At 41.8% G+C, this 17,017-nt stretch carries 16 protein-coding genes; 9 read left to right on the forward strand and 7 right to left on the reverse strand.

Features of this window, described 5'->3' with window-relative positions:
* The first annotated feature begins 14 nt into the window (after window positions 1–14).
* From L2D08_RS13010 to L2D08_RS13020, 3 genes are all read left to right on the forward strand, one after another.
* Window positions 15–488, forward strand: coding sequence for a helical membrane plugin domain-containing protein (locus L2D08_RS13010; protein WP_242234262.1), 474 nt, complete (start codon window positions 15–17; stop codon window positions 486–488).
* 123 nt (window positions 489–611) lie between these two features.
* Complete coding sequence (fdhD, locus tag L2D08_RS13015) at window positions 612–1,406, forward strand: formate dehydrogenase accessory sulfurtransferase FdhD (RefSeq protein ID WP_242234263.1); 795 nt, start codon at window positions 612–614, stop codon at window positions 1,404–1,406.
* Window positions 1,407–1,852: 446 nt separating this feature from the next.
* A complete protein-coding gene (locus tag L2D08_RS13020; RefSeq protein WP_242234265.1) occupies window positions 1,853–2,725 on the forward strand; it encodes a YitT family protein in 873 nt (290 codons plus the stop codon).
* Window positions 2,726–3,172: 447 nt separating this feature from the next.
* Here the strand turns inward: L2D08_RS13020 and L2D08_RS24280 are convergent, their stop codons facing one another.
* Entirely contained in the window at window positions 3,173–3,415 is a 243-nt protein-coding gene (locus L2D08_RS24280) for a hypothetical protein (protein WP_309241345.1), read from the reverse strand.
* Window positions 3,416–3,907: 492 nt separating this feature from the next.
* Between L2D08_RS24280 and L2D08_RS13030 the strand changes: the two genes are divergently transcribed.
* Window positions 3,908–4,750 carry an SDR family NAD(P)-dependent oxidoreductase gene (locus L2D08_RS13030; RefSeq protein ID WP_242234267.1) on the forward strand — a complete coding sequence of 281 codons (843 nt, stop codon included), beginning with the start codon at window positions 3,908–3,910 and terminating at the stop codon, window positions 4,748–4,750.
* A gap of 439 nt (window positions 4,751–5,189) precedes the next feature.
* Here the strand turns inward: L2D08_RS13030 and L2D08_RS13035 are convergent, their stop codons facing one another.
* Together L2D08_RS13035 and L2D08_RS13040 are read right to left on the reverse strand one after the other, a co-directional pair.
* Complete coding sequence (locus tag L2D08_RS13035) at window positions 5,190–6,290, reverse strand: GerAB/ArcD/ProY family transporter (RefSeq protein WP_242234269.1); 1,101 nt, start codon at window positions 6,288–6,290, stop codon at window positions 5,190–5,192.
* A 1,656-nt stretch (window positions 6,291–7,946) separates the two neighbouring features.
* Entirely contained in the window at window positions 7,947–8,825 is an 879-nt protein-coding gene (locus L2D08_RS13040) for a LysR family transcriptional regulator (protein WP_242234271.1), read from the reverse strand.
* Between the two features lie 186 nt (window positions 8,826–9,011).
* Here L2D08_RS13040 and L2D08_RS13045 point away from each other — a divergent pair, with 186 nt between their 5' ends.
* Genes L2D08_RS13045 through sdhB form a run of 3 tightly spaced genes read left to right on the forward strand, consistent with a single transcriptional unit; the run spans window position 9,012 to window position 12,175 of the window.
* Window positions 9,012–9,620: a succinate dehydrogenase cytochrome b558 subunit gene (locus L2D08_RS13045; RefSeq protein WP_242234273.1), complete on the forward strand. Its 609-nt coding sequence runs from the start codon at window positions 9,012–9,014 to the stop codon at window positions 9,618–9,620.
* Between the two features lie 30 nt (window positions 9,621–9,650).
* Entirely contained in the window at window positions 9,651–11,417 is a 1,767-nt protein-coding gene (sdhA, locus tag L2D08_RS13050; protein ID WP_242234274.1) for a succinate dehydrogenase flavoprotein subunit, read from the forward strand.
* Window positions 11,414–12,175: a succinate dehydrogenase iron-sulfur subunit gene (sdhB, locus tag L2D08_RS13055; RefSeq protein ID WP_242234276.1), complete on the forward strand. Its 762-nt coding sequence runs from the start codon at window positions 11,414–11,416 to the stop codon at window positions 12,173–12,175. Before sdhA ends, sdhB begins: the two co-directional genes overlap by 4 nt.
* A 270-nt stretch (window positions 12,176–12,445) precedes the next feature.
* On the opposite strand, the gene L2D08_RS13060 is transcribed toward sdhB, so the two are convergent.
* The gene (locus L2D08_RS13060; RefSeq protein ID WP_242234278.1) at window positions 12,446–12,658 is read right to left on the reverse strand and encodes a hypothetical protein; all 213 of its coding nucleotides are present in this window, start codon (window positions 12,656–12,658) and stop codon (window positions 12,446–12,448) included.
* A 40-nt stretch (window positions 12,659–12,698) separates the two neighbouring features.
* Window positions 12,699–12,926 carry a hypothetical protein gene (locus tag L2D08_RS13065; protein WP_242234280.1) on the reverse strand — a complete coding sequence of 76 codons (228 nt, stop codon included), beginning with the start codon at window positions 12,924–12,926 and terminating at the stop codon, window positions 12,699–12,701.
* Window positions 12,927–13,336: 410 nt separating this feature from the next.
* Between L2D08_RS13065 and L2D08_RS13070 the strand changes: the two genes are divergently transcribed.
* Complete coding sequence (locus L2D08_RS13070; RefSeq protein WP_242234282.1) at window positions 13,337–13,774, forward strand: hypothetical protein; 438 nt, start codon at window positions 13,337–13,339, stop codon at window positions 13,772–13,774.
* Window positions 13,775–13,880: 106 nt separating this feature from the next.
* Here L2D08_RS13070 and L2D08_RS13075 read toward each other — a convergent pair whose 3' ends face one another.
* Window positions 13,881–14,585 (reverse strand): DUF421 domain-containing protein, encoded by a 705-nt coding sequence (locus L2D08_RS13075; protein ID WP_242234283.1) that lies wholly within the window; start codon window positions 14,583–14,585, stop codon window positions 13,881–13,883.
* Between the two features lie 194 nt (window positions 14,586–14,779).
* Here L2D08_RS13075 and L2D08_RS13080 point away from each other — a divergent pair, with 194 nt between their 5' ends.
* On the forward strand, window positions 14,780–15,772 hold the full coding sequence (locus L2D08_RS13080; RefSeq protein WP_242234285.1) for an NADPH:quinone oxidoreductase family protein: 993 nt from the start codon (window positions 14,780–14,782) through the stop codon (window positions 15,770–15,772).
* Window positions 15,773–16,026: 254 nt separating this feature from the next.
* Here L2D08_RS13080 and L2D08_RS13085 read toward each other — a convergent pair whose 3' ends face one another.
* Window positions 16,027–16,914, reverse strand: a complete 888-nt coding sequence (locus tag L2D08_RS13085; protein ID WP_242234286.1) for a LysR family transcriptional regulator — start codon at window positions 16,912–16,914, stop codon at window positions 16,027–16,029.
* Window positions 16,915–17,017: the final 103 nt, after the last annotated feature.

Here is a 17,017-nt window from a genome sequence, read left to right on the forward strand (position 1 = left end):
AAGGAGGCAAAAGAATGGCAAGCCCAATCCGCACACTTAAAAAGCGTGAGTGGAGTGAAGAAGAAAAAAAGCAGCAGTCACTTCATAAGCTGACAGACAGTTTAACAGAAAACGAAGAAGCGCTTCAGAAAACAATGGCTGTTGTCCGCGAGCTGCACGACAGCGGCATTCTTGAAGCGGCAGAATCCATGCTGAAAGCGAAGGAAAATATTGCAGAGGTGGCCTTAGGTCAGGTAAGCCGAAAAGAAGTTACCTCTCTCATCAACAATGTGATGGCTGCAGCCGGCATTTTAACCGCTATTGATCCGGAACAAACGAAAAAATTATTAGCGGGCGTTGCCATCGGGCTGGAAGAAGCAAAAGAAAACAGCAATCAAAAAATCCGCCTGTTTGATTTAATGAAGGCATTGAAAGACCCGGACGTAAACCGGGCGATGAATTTTGGCCTTCACTTTTTAAAAGGTCTAGGAAAAGGAATAAAAGAATAACCGTATACAGGGAAGGACAGGGAAGGGGCCTATTCCCCTTCCCTCCTGTATATGTAATAGCTATAAATCCAGCAGAATGTTGGAAAGGTTCGCACACATTATACATAAAGGAATGGAATGACCGTGACGCCAGCAAAAACAAACCGGAAAATTCTCCGATTCAGCAACGGAGAAGCCGAGTATAAAGAGGATCGAATTGTCACTGAATACCCCATAACTGTAAAAATTAATAATGAAGAATTTGTTACAATGGTCTGTACGCCAGAGTATATAGAAGATATGGTCGTAGGCTATTTAGCTTCTGAAGGGGTTATCCGCAAGTACGAGGATATTCAAGATATGTGGCTGCAGAAAGAAGAGGGATACGTTCATGTAAAAACGGCCAGACTCAATTCTTACTACCAGCAGTTTCACAATAAGCGCTATATTACCTCCTGCTGCGGAGCAAGCAGACAGGGCTTTGTTTTTGTAAATGATAAGTTCACCGCAAAGAAGATGGAGAATAGGAACGTTACAATATCAGTGGAAGATTGTTTCCGCTTAATGAACGAAATGCAAAGCTCTGCCCACACGTTCCAGCAGACTGGCGGCGTCCATAACGCAGCGCTCTGCGACCGTAACGGGATCATATTAAGTAGAATGGACATTGGGCGTCATAATGCGCTTGATAAAATTTATGGGCATTGTTTAAAAAACCGAATTACGGTGCTTGATAAAATTCTTGTTTTCAGTGGCCGCCTTTCATCAGAAATATTACTAAAAGCAGCTAAAATCGGCTGTGAAGTAGTACTCACTAAATCGGCTCCAACAGAATTAGCTCTAAACCTTGCAGAGGAACTGCATATCACAACGGTTGGTTTTATCCGCAGCCAATCCTTAAACATCTATACCTGTCCGGAACGGATTTATAATTGTTAAAGCTTGATTTAAAGTTCCCTATTCCTTTCCTGCTAAAAACCGATGGACCGTTTAATGCCTGATTAAATGGTGTGTCGGCTGAATTAGCGGGCTGCATCAAATACTCGGCGCGCGGGTGACATGTTTCAGAATAGGACACGCTCAGCATTGAATCTCAAGGAGAGCTGCTGTTCGTTTTGTTTTCGTTTAAACGAAAATACTGTCAATTAACCGTATGACTTTCCTTTTAAATAAACGGCTCTGTTAAATGAGAATGTTCATTCTCGTTAGACTAACAGTGCCGTTTATTTTACGTTCCTTCGTATTAAATATAGAAAGGAGGACATAACCTCCCCTTCTTCTGTATTTCATTGTGTAAAAATCACATTTATAATGCTTAGTCACTAATGATATTCGCTATTTATGGTAAGCTTGAATAAGACAAAATATTTGAAGAGAGGAATTATATGAGTAAAATCAAAAAGCATAAGCCCAGTAAACTTAAAATGCTGATGCGAGGATTATTAGTCATCCTCGGGGGATTTATCGCTGCATACGGACTAGAAACTGTATTGATCCCAAACAACGTATCAGATGGAGGCGTGACAGGTCTTAGTATCGTCAGCTCACAATTATTTGGCTTGCCCCTAGGCGCACTTATTGCGGTTCTGAACCTTCCTTTTATCTGGTTAGGATATAAACAAATTGGAAAAAGCTTCGCCATTTTTTCGGTTATCGGAATCGCTTCACTCGCGATTGGCACAATCCTTATGCACCATACCCCTGCTATTATTGAAGGCGATACATTATTAGTGACAGTGGTCGGTGGTATTATCCTTGGTTTTGGGATGGGGTTGGCCTTGCGTAATGGCGGCGCATTGGATGGAATTGATATGCTTGCCGTACTGCTTTCCCGGAGATTACCATTTGGGACCAGTGATCTTATCCTTTTCTTAAACATCTTCGTGTTTATTATCGTTTCCACTGTGTTCGGCCTGCAAGGAGCTATTCTTTCGGCCATTGCTTACTTTATTGCTTCTAAAGTCATACATATTGTGGAAGAGGGCTTAAGCGGCTCCAAAACCTTCCAAATTATCACTACTGAATCTGAATTATTGGTAGAGACCATACGTGACCGCTTAGGCCGCAGTGCCACGTATAAAGAAGCATATGGCGGTTTTTCCCATGAAAAATTTAAAGAAATCACATGTGTCATTAACCGCTTAGAAGAAACCAAACTAAAGGAAATCATCAATGAAATTGACCCAGGAGCTTTTGTAACTGTGTATGACGTAGCAGAAGTGAAAGGCGGCAATTTCAAAAAGAACGATATCCATTAAACAAAAACGGCAATATTTTTATAGAAAAAATCAACAATAACATTCAGCAGAACCAAATAAAAAAGAATAGCCATTAATGGCTATTCTTTTTTATACCCTTGCATTTTTTTCTTTTCGTTTAGCCTGAATACACCATACAATAAATAGGTTACCAACAAGAGATAATCACCATTGGAGCAGCCCATTGTCTTATAGATGATTCAGGCAGCAGTTCTTCCTGCAGAAATAGACTTTCAACCTTCTCCTTTCACCAAGCACCCCGTTACTTAAAGAATTAAGCTTTATTTTTCACGTCTCACTAACGTTTTTTCAGGTATTTCAATTTGGTCAACGTCAAAATTGTTGATTTAAAGAGTAAACTCACCTTCTCGCCTGTCCGTTTCTTCTCCCACCCAACAACTATTCAGTTCAAAAAACTCACCTTTTTCAAGGTAACCATCCATCATCTCACAAGGCAAGGTTAGCTTTTTTTTTCGACTCGGCACAAATTTCTGGAGTTGTATATTCAGAGATCTTAATGCCCCCGTGACTAGATATTTCATAAACGTACGGCGTAGTGAATTGATAATTTACTACATGTTCGAGGTTACCGACATCTGCAAAACAATCACCAATATACATTAAATCATCTGTATATTCGTTGTTAACGGGTATTTCGTTATTACAGCCTATATAACTGGCTAAACTCATTCCCTCCCCCCTCCTTCAATCCTTTCTTAACAATACTACATCGTTAGGTGAACACGGAACGGCTTCACCACTCTTAAGTTATAAATAGGTGTTACTGGCGGATTTTGGTTAAAAGAAAGCTGCTTCCAGCCTCACCAGGCCAAGTAAAAGAGCAAATAATTTCCCAGAATAAAAAGCCAAAGAAGCTGGTGCCAGCGCTTTTCTCCCCCTCCATTCTAGAAACGCGGCTTATACGTAAAGGTTTAAGGGAATGGTACTTTATAGTGCCAGGAACCGATCATACTCTTAAAGAGCTGCTTCGGTTTCCCTCTCAGTCGATATAAAGGACTGGCTGCGAAAAAAAGGCGAACAGACAGGAAAAGTATCCAGGACGTAATCTTTGAGATTTTTAGAAAAGTGTATCTGCGAGAAAGAAGTTGAACTCTCTGTTTTTATGTTTACACCCAGTCACATCAGGAATTTATGAACTATAACATTGAGAGGAGAAACTAGATGATTGAAGATAATAAAGTGGCACTGATAACAGGGGCTAACTCCGGCGTTGGATTGGAACTGGCAAAAAAAATATTATCAAAGGGCTGGGAAGTAGCTGCCTTGATTCGATCTGACTTTCCTAGCCATGATCCACTTATCCTACAAGCGCTTAAAACGCGGCATTTAAGAATATATAAAGCTGATTTAGCCGACTTTTCCAGCCTTAGGGACGCACTTGGCCACATCAAGACCCATGAATCCCATATCGATTTACTTTTCAACAATGCAGGGGTTTATTTCGATGAATACAAATACTCCAAACAAGCACGTGAGATGCATTTCGAAATGAATACATTGGTGCCTTATATTATATTGATGGAACTTAAAGAACTTTTATTAAAAGGCAAGATAAAAACGGTGGTCAATACTTCTTCAAACACTTTACTGGTTGTAAAGAAATTGAACTTAGATACATTAATGAAACCTGGGACAACTCGTTTTAGAAAAGTTCTAGGTCCTTACGCACACAGTAAGCTGGCTCTCTCTCTTTGGACAAAGAGAATTGCTTCAGATCTATGGATGGAAGGAATAAAGATTCGCAGTGTGTGCCCTGGTCCAAGCAGAACAAAATTGACTAAAGCTAAAGGGCTGCCCATCTTTATGAAGCCCGTCCGGAATTTGATTTTTGCGCCTGCCAGCAAAGGGGCTTCCCGCTTATACGATGCTGCCTTTAGCTTTGGAGATGAAACAACTGGGATTTTTATAAACAAGGGCAAAAAAACGAAAATAAAGTTTTCAGAGCATGAAGAATTGGTGCTCACTAAACTACATGATATTTACAGAAATGAATTTGTTGTTTAGTTTTTCACTGCATTAGTGTGGCTGTTTTTTTGGCTGCGGCTGCTAAACTAAGCCGCTGTAAACAATGAAAATCATGAAAATTTGACTCTTCAAGGTGAAAAATAAAATGAAAATAATATCCACTACAGAGTCCATTTGAACAGTCTGGAATTGGTTTCGAGAGAATATTGAATTCGAAGAAGAGATGCTGTCGGTTTCCCTGCCCGTGAATATTGAAGATGGGCTGTGAAAAAGTAAAAGCATGCAGAATATTTCCGCGGAGATCCTTGAGGAAGTATATCAGCGAGAGAGAAACTAAAGTAGGAATCAACTAATTTACAATAATACTCTTAGCAAAAAGGAGTTGATTTGGGAAGATCAGCTTCTTTTTGCTGTAAATCCAGTATTAAAAAGAATGCTTTTTCAGCTCCTATTGCCAAAAGAATGGGCAAACGGCATGTTATTTATTCAATCGGTGACGGATAAAAGCAATCAGCAGCATGACGACAGGCAAAATAATAAGGAGCGGGATTGCAGCATATATGATATATACCGTAGCACCCTCTTCTGTGTGCTCAGCCATATCCTCTGCCATCATTACAGAAAGAAAAGCGAGAATAAGGCCTGCTGGAAAAATCATTTGCCGATGGGTTTTTAAATGAAACAAATCCACCATTCCCATGACCGAACAGTATAAGTAAATGCCTGCTTTAAAAAAAACGGTAATTAATAACGTGATGACTACAAGTGCATCCAAACGCTGGATAAATTCTAAAAAGTTAATCTTTCCTACTGTAGCGAGTAAAGGAAAAGGAGATCTTAGTACCTCACTGACACCCAGTACCGCAACGTTTAAAGCGGCGTTATAACTTAAAATAAGGCCGCTGACGATTAATGAAGCCACTCCAATTTTTTTTACTGCATCTGCACGATTCAAATAAGGAAAAAGCATGGCGAAAACGAATGCTTCTCCGAACGGAAAAATTAAAAACGCCGGAGAATAAAAAGCCGTTTCCAATATAGGCTTCCATCCATATTCTAAAACAGGCTTCAAGTTGTTAGGATCTACAGTGCCGGTTACATAAACGAAAAGATTTCCGATGATTCCGATAAAAATCAAAAAGACTCCTAGTATTTCAGCTGTCCTTGCAAAAACTTCAATTCCGAGGTAAAGCACATAACATATGGTAAACACAAAAAGCATGGCCACAACAAGTAAAGGAATCTCCGGCATCGTTGCCGTAATCAATACTTCACTGAATTCACGCACATTTCTGGCAGAAACATATAAGAAAAAGATTGTATACAGCAACCCAACAACCCATCCTATATATGGGCCCAATATTTTTCTGGCGTATGTTGTAAGCGGTAAGGAGGGGTAATAGCGGAACAGCGCATAGGAAACTAAAAATAAAACCAGTCCTCCACACATGCCCAAAAGAAGGGAGAGCCAGGCATCCTTTTTTGCTGCTATCATATGTCCTACCACTACCGCAGTTCCCATTTCAAACATAAAAAGTAAGAGAAAAAATTGAATACTGCTGATTTTCGCTCTTTCCATGAAAAAAAGCCCCCTCCCCCCGCCAAAGTCTTCCTTCATTCTAAGCAGAGATTTGTTCACAGCATTCCAACATTCTCAAATTATTATTCGTACAGTTGTTGGACTTCTTCCCATCTATTATTAAATGCTCGGCTAAACGAGTACGCGTATGGCATGTTCTAGTATATGATGCATTTCGTATGGAATAGGAAGAAATTTGAAAGTGGTGCATTAGCTGCTGGGTTACTTAGCATGCAATATTTACAGAGCATGTATAGCATTTCTATAACCCGCGGCTGCACACTTTTCACCAACTGCTTTTCTTTCATTCTCTTTCCCCTTTTTTGTAGTGTACCGGGATTGTCTAGTTGAACAATTCTCCATACTTCCGAATTGGTTCAACTAGACCTCTTCTTTTGCGCCAATACGGCAGCCGGAGTTTAAAATGCGATTGTACCTACTACTTCCTGTTCTTTTTCGGGTAAGATCTTGGCCTGTTCGACCCTTCTTTTTGAACTTCTATGCTACAGAGGCATACAAAGGTTTTTTCGGGTAAGAATGGGCAAGTAAGATCTGACTGACTCTTTTCCCCCCTCTGTTCTTACCCTGAATCTGGCTTGATCTACATCGCAATCCTTACCCGTTTTCATCTCCAAACCTGTCGGTACTCTTCTCTCATTTCATCAGGAATTTGATTAGCTTCCTCCTCTTTATCTCTCTATTGTTTCCGGTATCCATTCTTTTTAAAAACAGCTCTTTTTAATGAATAATCCGGCTTCATGATTTCGTAATGATGGTGAGCCGCATGAAAATCCGCTAAATTTTTCCGATTTAAAATATACATCTGCACATGATTCCCTACAGATTGTGAAAACCGTCCTCCCTTACATCCAGATCCCGCCAGCTGGCATCCTGTAAAGACTTACGGCTACGATTGCCAAGATCATATATAATCTTGTCTTTAAAAATAACGAATAATTGGTACCACAGCTTTGTACTCTCCACCCTGCCGATAAAACGGCATTGCTCTCTCGTATGCCAACTGAAAGGCTAAGACAGCCGTGACTACATCTTTGCACTTGGATAAACGGACCTGACCGGCTGTTTGGGAGAGTTTCATAAATTCTTCTTATTACATCGCTTTTTAGGATCACCATGTTTCTGAGCAATTCCTTTAAGCCTTCTACTTTTTCCTGCATCACACTCATCTTCTTTCATGACGTTATAGGCCTCTTCGCGGCTGAAAGAACAAAGGATCGAAAATGAAGCATCGGACACCAATTCTGTTGACATGCAAAAAGCTACTTACGTCTGACGCTTGAAAGTTAAGACCTATACTGGTGAAGATTTACTGTGTTAAATGTGTCAGACGTTCAAGGTTTCCATGTCAGACGTTTTCGGCAACCTCTTTACTTTAACGGCGTTCATCGCTTATCCAGCGTCATGAAGCGGTTATTCATTAACTTTCGGTCCGAAATCTTTTACATAACTATTGTTGTATCTTCTATCAGCCTATTTTGAAATTTTTCATGCTCATAAAACCTTTTAATTTCATTTCCCTAAACAAACTGGTATCTAGCTTAATGAACCTTCATATAGACCTGTTGGATCAGGAAGCTGAGGCTGTACAGGTTGAACCCAAAACTGTGAATATTTAAAGACAGAACGCCCTCTGACTCAGTTCATAAAATAATCTTTAATAAATTGATAAAATCGCTTGGCTGCTGGTGATATATATCTGCCCTCAACCCGGGCGAGCCCTATCACCCGATAAGAATTAGATGAGCGTATACGTATTCTTGAAACCCGGCTCCAGTCGATTCCTTTAAAATCTGGGATAAGCGTAACACCCAATCCAGCTGTCACAAACGCCACGATCGTGTGCACCTCTTCGCCTTCAAAAGTGATTTCCGGACTTATCCCCGCTTCTTGAAACAATCTGTCTGTAATTCCCCGAATGCCGTTTCCTTTTTCTAAAAGCACAAACGTTTCATCAGCAAGCTCCCGTAACGTTACGCTTTCGTACTGGGCCAGGCGGTGATCCGCGGGTACAATCAAAAACAATTCTTCCTTCCACAATTCGGTCCAATGGATTTGTTTAGTGTCCGGTGTTGAGGATACAAGACAAAAATCAATTTCTCCTGCTTCCAGCTGTTTTAGAAGCGAGTCGTTTCCATTTTGTTTAAAGCGGAATTTAACATTCGGGTATTCCGTTTGAAAAGACCTGACTAAGCTTGGAATCAGATACGTGCCCAGGGTAGGCATGAAGCCTAACGATATTTCTCCAAAGTCCGGGTCAAGCAAGTCCTGAATCTCCTGCTTTACCTCTTGAAATTCCTTCATAATCCGGTCTGCCCGATCCAGAAACAGCTGCCCATACTGATTTAGCTTAATAGTGCGTCCCTGCCGCTCAAATAACGGAACACCGAGCTCCTCCTCAAGCTTCGCCATGGACCGGCTTAGAGCAGGCTGAGAAAGAGATAAAACCTCGGCTGCATTAGTGATGTGCTGCAAGCGTGCGACAACCCGAAAATATTCAATTTGCTGCCATTCCATCCATGTCTCACCTCTTTATTAGAGTAACAATAGTATATACCTTTTTTGCATGAATAACATGCAATTAATAAATTAGACATTATTATTCATCAGTCATATCATAAAACCTATAGAGACCGTTTAAACAAAGAAAAGGTTTTCTATTTTGCTCAATTCATGAGGTATTTTATTTGAGGGGGATCATGCATGGCAACAAGCAAGGAATTTTTCTACCGGCGGCTGCATTCATTGTTGGGCGTCATTCCGGTCGGGGTTTTTTTAATTCAGCATTTGGTGGTCAATCACTTTGCGACAAAGGGACCGGAAGCATTTAATCAGGCGTCGCATTTTATGGAGAACCTGCCATTCCGTTACGCGCTTGAAGTATTTATTATTTTTCTTCCTATTTTATTTCATGCGATTTATGGACTGTATATTGCTTTTACAGCGAAGAACAATGTAAACCGGTACGGTTACTTCCGGAACTGGATGTTTACGCTTCAGCGTGTATCAGGCGTTGTCACTCTCGTTTTTATCGCCTGGCATGTATGGGAAACAAGAATTCAAGCTTTCTTTGGGGCAGAAGTAAACTATGACATGATGGCCAATATTTTAGATCATCCGGCTATGCTTGCATTCTATATTGTCGGAGTTCTTTCCACAGTCTTTCATTTCGCAAATGGCTTGTGGACATTCGGCGTAAGCTGGGGCTTGACTGTTACTCCTCGTTCTCAAAGAATTTCAACATATGTCACATTGGGCATTTTTATCGCATTATCATTGATTAGCATTCGTACCATTTTCGCTTTTGTTTAATTTGAACGTGTTAAATAAGGTGGGGTTTAGATGAATAAAGGAAAAATTATCGTTGTGGGCGGCGGTTTAGCCGGATTAATGGCGACCATTAAAATTGCAGAAGCAGGAAAACAAGTAGACTTATTTTCACTCGTTCCGGTAAAGCGCTCTCATTCTGTTTGTGCCCAGGGCGGCATTAATGGAGCAGTCAATACAAAAGGAGAAGGAGATTCTCCCTGGGAGCATTTTGACGATACAGTGTACGGCGGGGACTTTCTTGCCAACCAGCCTCCGGTCAAAGCGATGACTGAAGCAGCACCAGGTATTATCCACCTGCTGGACCGGATGGGTGTTATGTTTAACCGTACACCGGAAGGGCTGCTGGATTTCCGCCGTTTCGGCGGCACCCAGCACCACCGTACCGCTTTTGCCGGTGCGACTACCGGCCAGCAGCTGCTTTATGCACTCGATGAGCAGGTGCGCCGTTTTGAAGTACAAGGGCTTGTCACCAAATTTGAAGGCTGGGAATTCCTTGGTGCAGTTGTAGACGAAGAACAAATCTGCCGGGGAATTGTCGCTCAAAACTTAATAAGTATGGATATTCAAGCTTTCCCGGGTGATGCGGTGATTATGGCAACAGGCGGTCCCGGTATTATCTTTGGTAAATCTACGAACTCGATTATCAACACAGGCTCGGCAGCGTCAATCGTTTATCAACAGGGCGTTCATTATGCGAACGGTGAGTTTATTCAAATTCATCCGACGGCGATTCCGGGAGATGACAAACTTCGCTTAATGAGTGAATCGGCGCGCGGCGAAGGCGGACGTGTTTGGACATACAAAGACGGAAAGCCATGGTATTTCCTTGAAGAAAAGTATCCGGCCTATGGAAACCTGGTACCGCGGGATATTGCCACTCGTGAAATTTTCGATGTATGTGTCAGCCAGAAGCTGGGCATTAACGGCGAAAACATGGTGTATTTAGATCTCTCTCATAAAGACCCGCATGAATTGGATATAAAGCTTGGCGGTATCATTGAAATTTATGAAAAATTCATGGGTGATGACCCTCGTAAAGTGCCGATGAAAATCTTCCCTGCCGTTCATTACTCTATGGGCGGATTGTGGGTGGATTACGACCAGCAAACCAATATTCCAGGTCTTTTTGCGGCCGGGGAATGCGAATACTCACAGCACGGGGCCAACCGCCTCGGGGCCAATTCCCTTCTTTCCGCTATTTATGGCGGCATGGTAGCCGGCCCGAATGCAGTCCGCTATATTAACGGTCTCGAGAAAAGTGCCGATGCGGTTTCTTCCACTGTTTTCGATCAGCATGTGAAACAGGAACAAGCAAAATGGAACGATATTTTAGCTATGGGTAAAGGAACAGAAAACGCCTATATTCTGCACAAAGAGCTTGGCGAGTGGATGACAGCCAATGTAACGGTTGTCCGTTATAACGATAAATTAAAAGAAACAGACAATAAAATTGTAGAGCTTCTAGAACGTTATCAACACATCGATATTAATGATACAGCCAAATGGAGCAACCAGGGAGCGGCCTTTACCCGCCAGCTTAAAAACATGCTGCACTTGGCCCGCGTAATGACGATCGGTGCACTCAACCGGAATGAAAGCCGCGGCGCTCACTACAAACCTGAGTTCCCAGAAAGAAACGATGAGGAATTTTTGAAAACAACCATGGCGGCCTTTACCGGTGAAAAAACGGCGCCAGCCTTCCATTATGAAGATGTGGATGTATCATTAATTGCTCCCCGCAAACGCGATTACTCGAAGAAAAAGGAGGAGAAGGCATGAGCGAGCACAAAATGATTTCTTTTATTATTACACGTCAAGATACCGCTGATTCCACTCCCTATGAAGAAGAATTTGAAGTTCCGTACCGCCCAAATATGAACGTAATTTCCGCCTTGATGGAAATCCGGCGGAATCCTGTCAATAAAAAAGGGGAAAAAACAACACCCATTGCATGGGATATGAACTGTTTAGAAGAAGTGTGCGGGGCTTGTTCCATGTATATTAATGGCAAGCCGCGACAGTCCTGCACAGCGCTTGTGGATAAGCTTGAGCAGCCGATTCGCCTGGCACCGATGAGTACCTTCCCGGTTGTCCGCGACCTTCAGGTTAACCGGAACCGTATGTTTGATTCACTCAAACGGGTAAAAGCCTGGGTCCCAATCGACGGCACATACGATCTTGGCCCGGGGCCGCGTATGCCTGAGAGAAAACGCCAGTGGGCTTATGAATTATCCAAATGCATGACCTGCGGCGTTTGTTTGGAGGCCTGCCCAAATGTAAACAGCAAATCTGATTTTATTGGCCCAGCCCCTCTCTCCCAGGTGCGTTTATTTAATGCCCATCCAACAGGAGCAATGCATAAAGCAGAGCGTCTTGACGCCATCATGGGCGATGGCGGACTGACAAACTGCGGGAATTCCCAAAACTGCGTGCAGTCTTGCCCGAAAGGCATTCCGTTAACAACATCGATTGCCGCCTTAAACCGGGAAGCAACATTCCAGTCATTCCGTAATTTCTTCGGCAGTGATCAAGCCTAATCAACAGTTCTGCAGAAAAAGCAGATGTTAGATCCTTCACGAGACAGGCAGATTTCATCTCGCCGGTACTTGTTCTATACAATAGAAAAATAAAAACGCCTTTAAGCTGCAAACGGATATGGGGTCAGTCCCGTCAGTCCCTATCAATGATCCGTAGACACTTAAAGGTGTTTTTTATTTAAACAAAACACAGATAAAACCCGGATACTCCCATACAAAAGAAATAAGAGCCTGCTGCAGCAGCCCGCTCAAAGTAAGCAGCTGCACAGATTAATACATTCCCTTATGTCCTCCTTCATACCTGGCCTGCTGCAGATACGTCCCTGCCCTCATCAAGCTGTACGCATAAAAAATCGCTTTTTTCCGAAAACGATCACTCAGCTGGTCAATTGATTCATCTAAAATATGCCGCCTTTTGTCCAGCTTCACCGGTGTAAATAATTCGAGCTGCTCGTATCCTGCCGCCCCCAGCCGGCTGCACACGATATGAACCTAGGTCACCGGCTGCCCGGGCTAATGCTTTTTAAGCAAAACAGCCGCACAAAATAACTGGACAGCTCTGCTGTTTGATTCGTGCTTCCCGGCAGCAGCACCTGGTGCCTGAAACCATGGTCTTCAATATCCCGTGTGCAGGAAATGCCAAATGCAATCCTTGCTGCCGACACGCATGCTGGCGCAGGTGCATTGCCGCATCCTCTGTCATTTCCTTAATGACAATGATGATTTCATCCGTCCGGTGATAACCACGCATTAAAATTTGCCCTTTAGAAAAAGATTTTTCGCGCGGTCCTGCTTTCTCGGAAAGAATACTATAATCTATTCCCCATGCATAATAGTAAAGCTGCAATCTAAAATGCCGAATTTCTTTTTGAGCTTCCACTTATCTGCATGGGCAAGACAGACCTTTTACCGCGTTTAGCTCTGTACCCCCCTCCTCTACTAGGGAGCAGACAGCAGCCGTTTCATTTGACTTTAATGCAGAATGGGCTTTTGATAGAAATGAGAAAACTTTCTCTTCCCCGCCAAAAGCCTCGTGTTATGGATGAACGAAAAAAAGAGGAAAATGGAACTTAAAGGTGAATAACCATAAAGGCGGAAGCTGGATAAAGCAGCGAAACTCCGACAATCGAAGAGGTAGTGCTTAATTGAGGAGGCAAGATCTTGAGCCGATATAAAAAACTAAGTCTGTCCGAATTTGAACGAATGGTCCATTACCCTGCATATACACAAGACCCGAAGCAGCTAAATCAATTAAAAAAAGAATTTTTACATGCATCGATCAAAGCTTTTGGAGAAGATAAGTTTGGCCGGTTAAAAGAGGGCACGCGTAAAATGATAGAAAGAGTTTGTATGACTTCAGCTGACCGCGGTTTTTTCTATATGAAGAGAAAAGACTTTTTAAGTAGGAATCACATTTCAGATAAAACGTTTCGAAATACGATGGGCGTTCTTCGTGAATCCGGTGTGATTGTTACCATCTATCAAGGTGCGGCTGCTCATAACGGCCGTGGTGAGCCTGTTCACCTTTTTGTGGATCACCCTTACTATCCTCACTGGCGGGATTCACTTGAGCTGACCAAGTACTTATCCGACAAATAAGAAAATATCTGCAGAAAAATGAAGAAAGAAAAACAGTTGAATGCACAGTGCCTTAACTGTTTTTATAAGTCCAGACTGTCGAGAAAATCCCGGCAGTCTTTTTATTCTAACTTTCATGCTGTTTATCGTTTTTTCGGTCTATATACAGCGTTTGGTCTGGCTGCACTTCAGCATATAAGACATCTGAAAGAGAGGCAATTCCGGCTTGTGTTAATTGTTTATGAAGCCATTCCTTATTAAGATTTAACTTTTCTAAATTAGTTGTATTTACAGCGCCGTCTGATACAACTTCCGTTATAGTAGGCAGCAGTTTCTTTTCCGGATTAATCAGATTTATATCACCTTTTGTCACGGGTTGTTTGCTGTCTTTTTTCATTACAGAAAGCTTGCCTGTCGTTTCAAAAATGGCATACTCCACTTCTGTAATGGAAAAAATATTTTTTTGCCTCAGTAATGCATGCAGCGCATCTATATCTAAACTCACCTTGCGAAGCGGCTTTTCCATAATCTTGCCGTTCTTGATCAGAATAAGGGGTTCGCCATTCATAAGTTTTCTCGCTTTTTTCGATTTCAACACGATCCATCCCAACAAAAGCGTCAATACACTCCATCCAATCAAGGAAATAACACCGTTCAAAATAGTTAGATTCTTATTGAAAGCAAGATTCCCCGCTACAGAGCCCATCGCAACGGCAGAAGCAAAATTAAAAAAGGTTATCTCTGAAAGTTCTTTTCTTTCCATCACCCTCATGAGAATGGATAAAGTAAGAAATGCCACTAATGTTCTAATGATTGTTTCCGTAGCGCCCAACAATTCTCCCCCTTTTTAACGGTATTATTTCCTGAAGCGGAAGAAATATTTATTTAAAAAAGTTTAGCACGGTTATATAAATAATTGGATTTATTATGAATCATATGAGCCAGTATACAACTCTCCTATGACTGCCTATTGCCCAGAATAATTTTGTATAATGGAAACGATACGAATTAAAGGAGGCTCGCTCAATGAAAAATGTATTTAAGGCTTTAGTAGTAGATAAGCAAGATGATCAATTTTCAGTCGGAATAAAAGACATTTCTTTAGAGGCTTTACCTGAAAGCGGTGTTTTGATTAAGGTCCATTACTCGGGCATCAATTACAAAGATGGATTAGCGGCTGCGCCTGACGGAAAAATTGTAAAAAATTATCCGTTTGTACCGGGCATTGACTTGGTGGGAACAGTGGTTTCTTCCGAAGATCCTCGCTTTCAAGCGGGGGATGAAGTCATTGCAACAAGCTATGAAATAGGTGTTTCTCACTTTGGCGGTTACAGTGAATATGCCCGAATTCCTGGAGATTGGATTTTACCCCTCCCCCAAAATTTAACATTAAAAGAAGCGATCGTATTAGGAACAGCAGGCTTTACAGCAGCATTATCGATACAAAGACTGGAGGAAAACGGGGTTTCGCCGGATAAAGGAAAAATACTTGTAACCGGTGCTACTGGTGGAGTAGGAAGCCTCGCTGTTTCCATGCTCGCTGCAAAAGGATACGAGGTGACAGCGAGCACCGGGAAATCTTCAGAATACGACTATTTATACGAGCTCGGCGCTAAGGAAGTGATCTCCCGGGAAGACGTATATAACGGAGAAATTAAGCCGTTAGCTAAACAAAAATGGGCAGGTGCAATTGATCCGGTTGGAGGACCTTCACTGGCCGCCATCTTAAGCCAGATTCATTACGGTGGTTCTGCAGCTGTAAGCGGATTAACGGGCGGAGGCAGCGTACCGACAAGTGTATTTCCTTTTATTCTTCGCGGGGTGAACCTGCTTGGTATTGATTCGGTGTATTGTCCAATGGATATTAGAAGAAAAGTTTGGGATCGCATGGCTGCAGACTTAAAGACCGACAAACTATTGAATTTTATCCAACAAGAAATTTCAATGGAGCAATTGCCTGAGTATCTACCTACTATTTTACAAGGGAAAATCCGCGGCAGAATTATTGTGCGTATCTAGATGAGCTCGAATGTAGGATAGAGCACTACCGTTATATATGGAGACGGTAACAATGAAGGATTAATGGCGGGTACAAAACAAACCAAATGACCCGCAGCTTTGGCTTGTAGACCTAAATTACACACTTTCCAAACGGAAAGTCTGCTCTTTCATAGTATAGGATGCAAGCGAGGCCGGACCTTTAGCATACATTTAAATATGTTAAAGGTTCGTTTTTTCCAAAAGTGATTAGTATATAAATGTAACTCCCAAACCTAACTCTTGCTGTTTAGCAAGCCCTTTTCATCACTTAACATATTTATAAATTTTTTTAAAGACGCAGGTACATACTTACCTCTTCGATGAATGAATACGGTTTTGACTTTTCCATATGGATCCGGAATTGGATGCTGTCTAAGAGTGCCATCTTGTACATACTTAGAAACGACACTACGTGGAAGCATACTTGCGCCCAGACCAGCAGCCACACAGCCGACGATTGCATCAATAGTGCCAAATTCCATCGTCTTATTGGGCACTATTCCTTCCCGGTGCAACAGCTGTTCAAGCTTTGCCCGATACGAACATCCAGAACGAAATACAAGCAGCGTCTTAGTTTGAATATCTTTAATAGAAGATAAAGGAGGATGATGTGAATCTGTAATGAGCACCAATTCTTCTTCAATCACTTCTCTTTGAATAAGATCAGGATGCTCAACGGGTTCAGCTACAAACGCTCCATCCAGTTTATACTGAAGAACTCCTTGAATATGTTGGTCGGTAGACCCTGTTTTTAAAGTGAAATCCACGTCTGGGTAGTCTTTATGGTATTTTGAAATAAGGGCTGGTAATCGGACAGCAGCCGTTGTTTCCATCGAGCCGATAACTAAAGGACCCTTTGGTATGTGATCATCATTGATTACACTTTTTGTTTCTTCTATGAGATTAAATATTTTTTCTGTATACACTAATAATGTACTTCCTTTAGCCGTCAAGGTCGTGCCGCGATTATGTCTATAAAATAAAGTTGTTTGAAGATCCGTTTCCAGCTGCTGAATTTTCATGGTGATATTAGGCTGTGCATATTCGAGTTCCCTTGCTGCCTGAGAAATACTACCTGACTTTGCGACAGTCTGGAAAATTTTTAACGCATGCAAATCCATAAAATCTCTCCTCCAGATTCGCCCTTCTATCTATATATCTTATTGATAACAAATAACTTTTATATACATTATATTATATAGCAAAATAAGAGCATGCTCAAAA

The organism is Domibacillus sp. PGB-M46, assembly GCF_022668875.1.
Lineage (GTDB): Bacteria > Bacillota > Bacilli > Bacillales > Domibacillaceae > Domibacillus.

Coding starts and splice junctions, on each gene's coding strand:
- L2D08_RS13035 (WP_242234269.1), bottom strand. CDS start 6,290: ATGGAAAGAGCGAAAATCAGCAGTATTCAATTTTTTCTCTTACTTTTT.
- L2D08_RS13020 (WP_242234265.1), top strand. CDS start 1,853: ATGAGTAAAATCAAAAAGCATAAGCCCAGTAAACTTAAAATGCTGATG.
- L2D08_RS13030 (WP_242234267.1), top strand. CDS start 3,908: ATGATTGAAGATAATAAAGTGGCACTGATAACAGGGGCTAACTCCGGC.
- L2D08_RS13010 (WP_242234262.1), top strand. CDS start 15: ATGGCAAGCCCAATCCGCACACTTAAAAAGCGTGAGTGGAGTGAAGAA.
- L2D08_RS13080 (WP_242234285.1), top strand. CDS start 14,780: ATGAAAAATGTATTTAAGGCTTTAGTAGTAGATAAGCAAGATGATCAA.
- L2D08_RS24280 (WP_309241345.1), bottom strand. CDS start 3,415: ATGAGTTTAGCCAGTTATATAGGCTGTAATAACGAAATACCCGTTAAC.
- L2D08_RS13085 (WP_242234286.1), bottom strand. CDS start 16,914: ATGGATTTGCATGCGTTAAAAATTTTCCAGACTGTCGCAAAGTCAGGT.
- L2D08_RS13040 (WP_242234271.1), bottom strand. CDS start 8,825: ATGGAATGGCAGCAAATTGAATATTTTCGGGTTGTCGCACGCTTGCAG.
- L2D08_RS13065 (WP_242234280.1), bottom strand. CDS start 12,926: ATGCGTGGTTATCACCGGACGGATGAAATCATCATTGTCATTAAGGAA.
- sdhB (WP_242234276.1), top strand. CDS start 11,414: ATGAGCGAGCACAAAATGATTTCTTTTATTATTACACGTCAAGATACC.
- L2D08_RS13045 (WP_242234273.1), top strand. CDS start 9,012: ATGGCAACAAGCAAGGAATTTTTCTACCGGCGGCTGCATTCATTGTTG.
- sdhA (WP_242234274.1), top strand. CDS start 9,651: ATGAATAAAGGAAAAATTATCGTTGTGGGCGGCGGTTTAGCCGGATTA.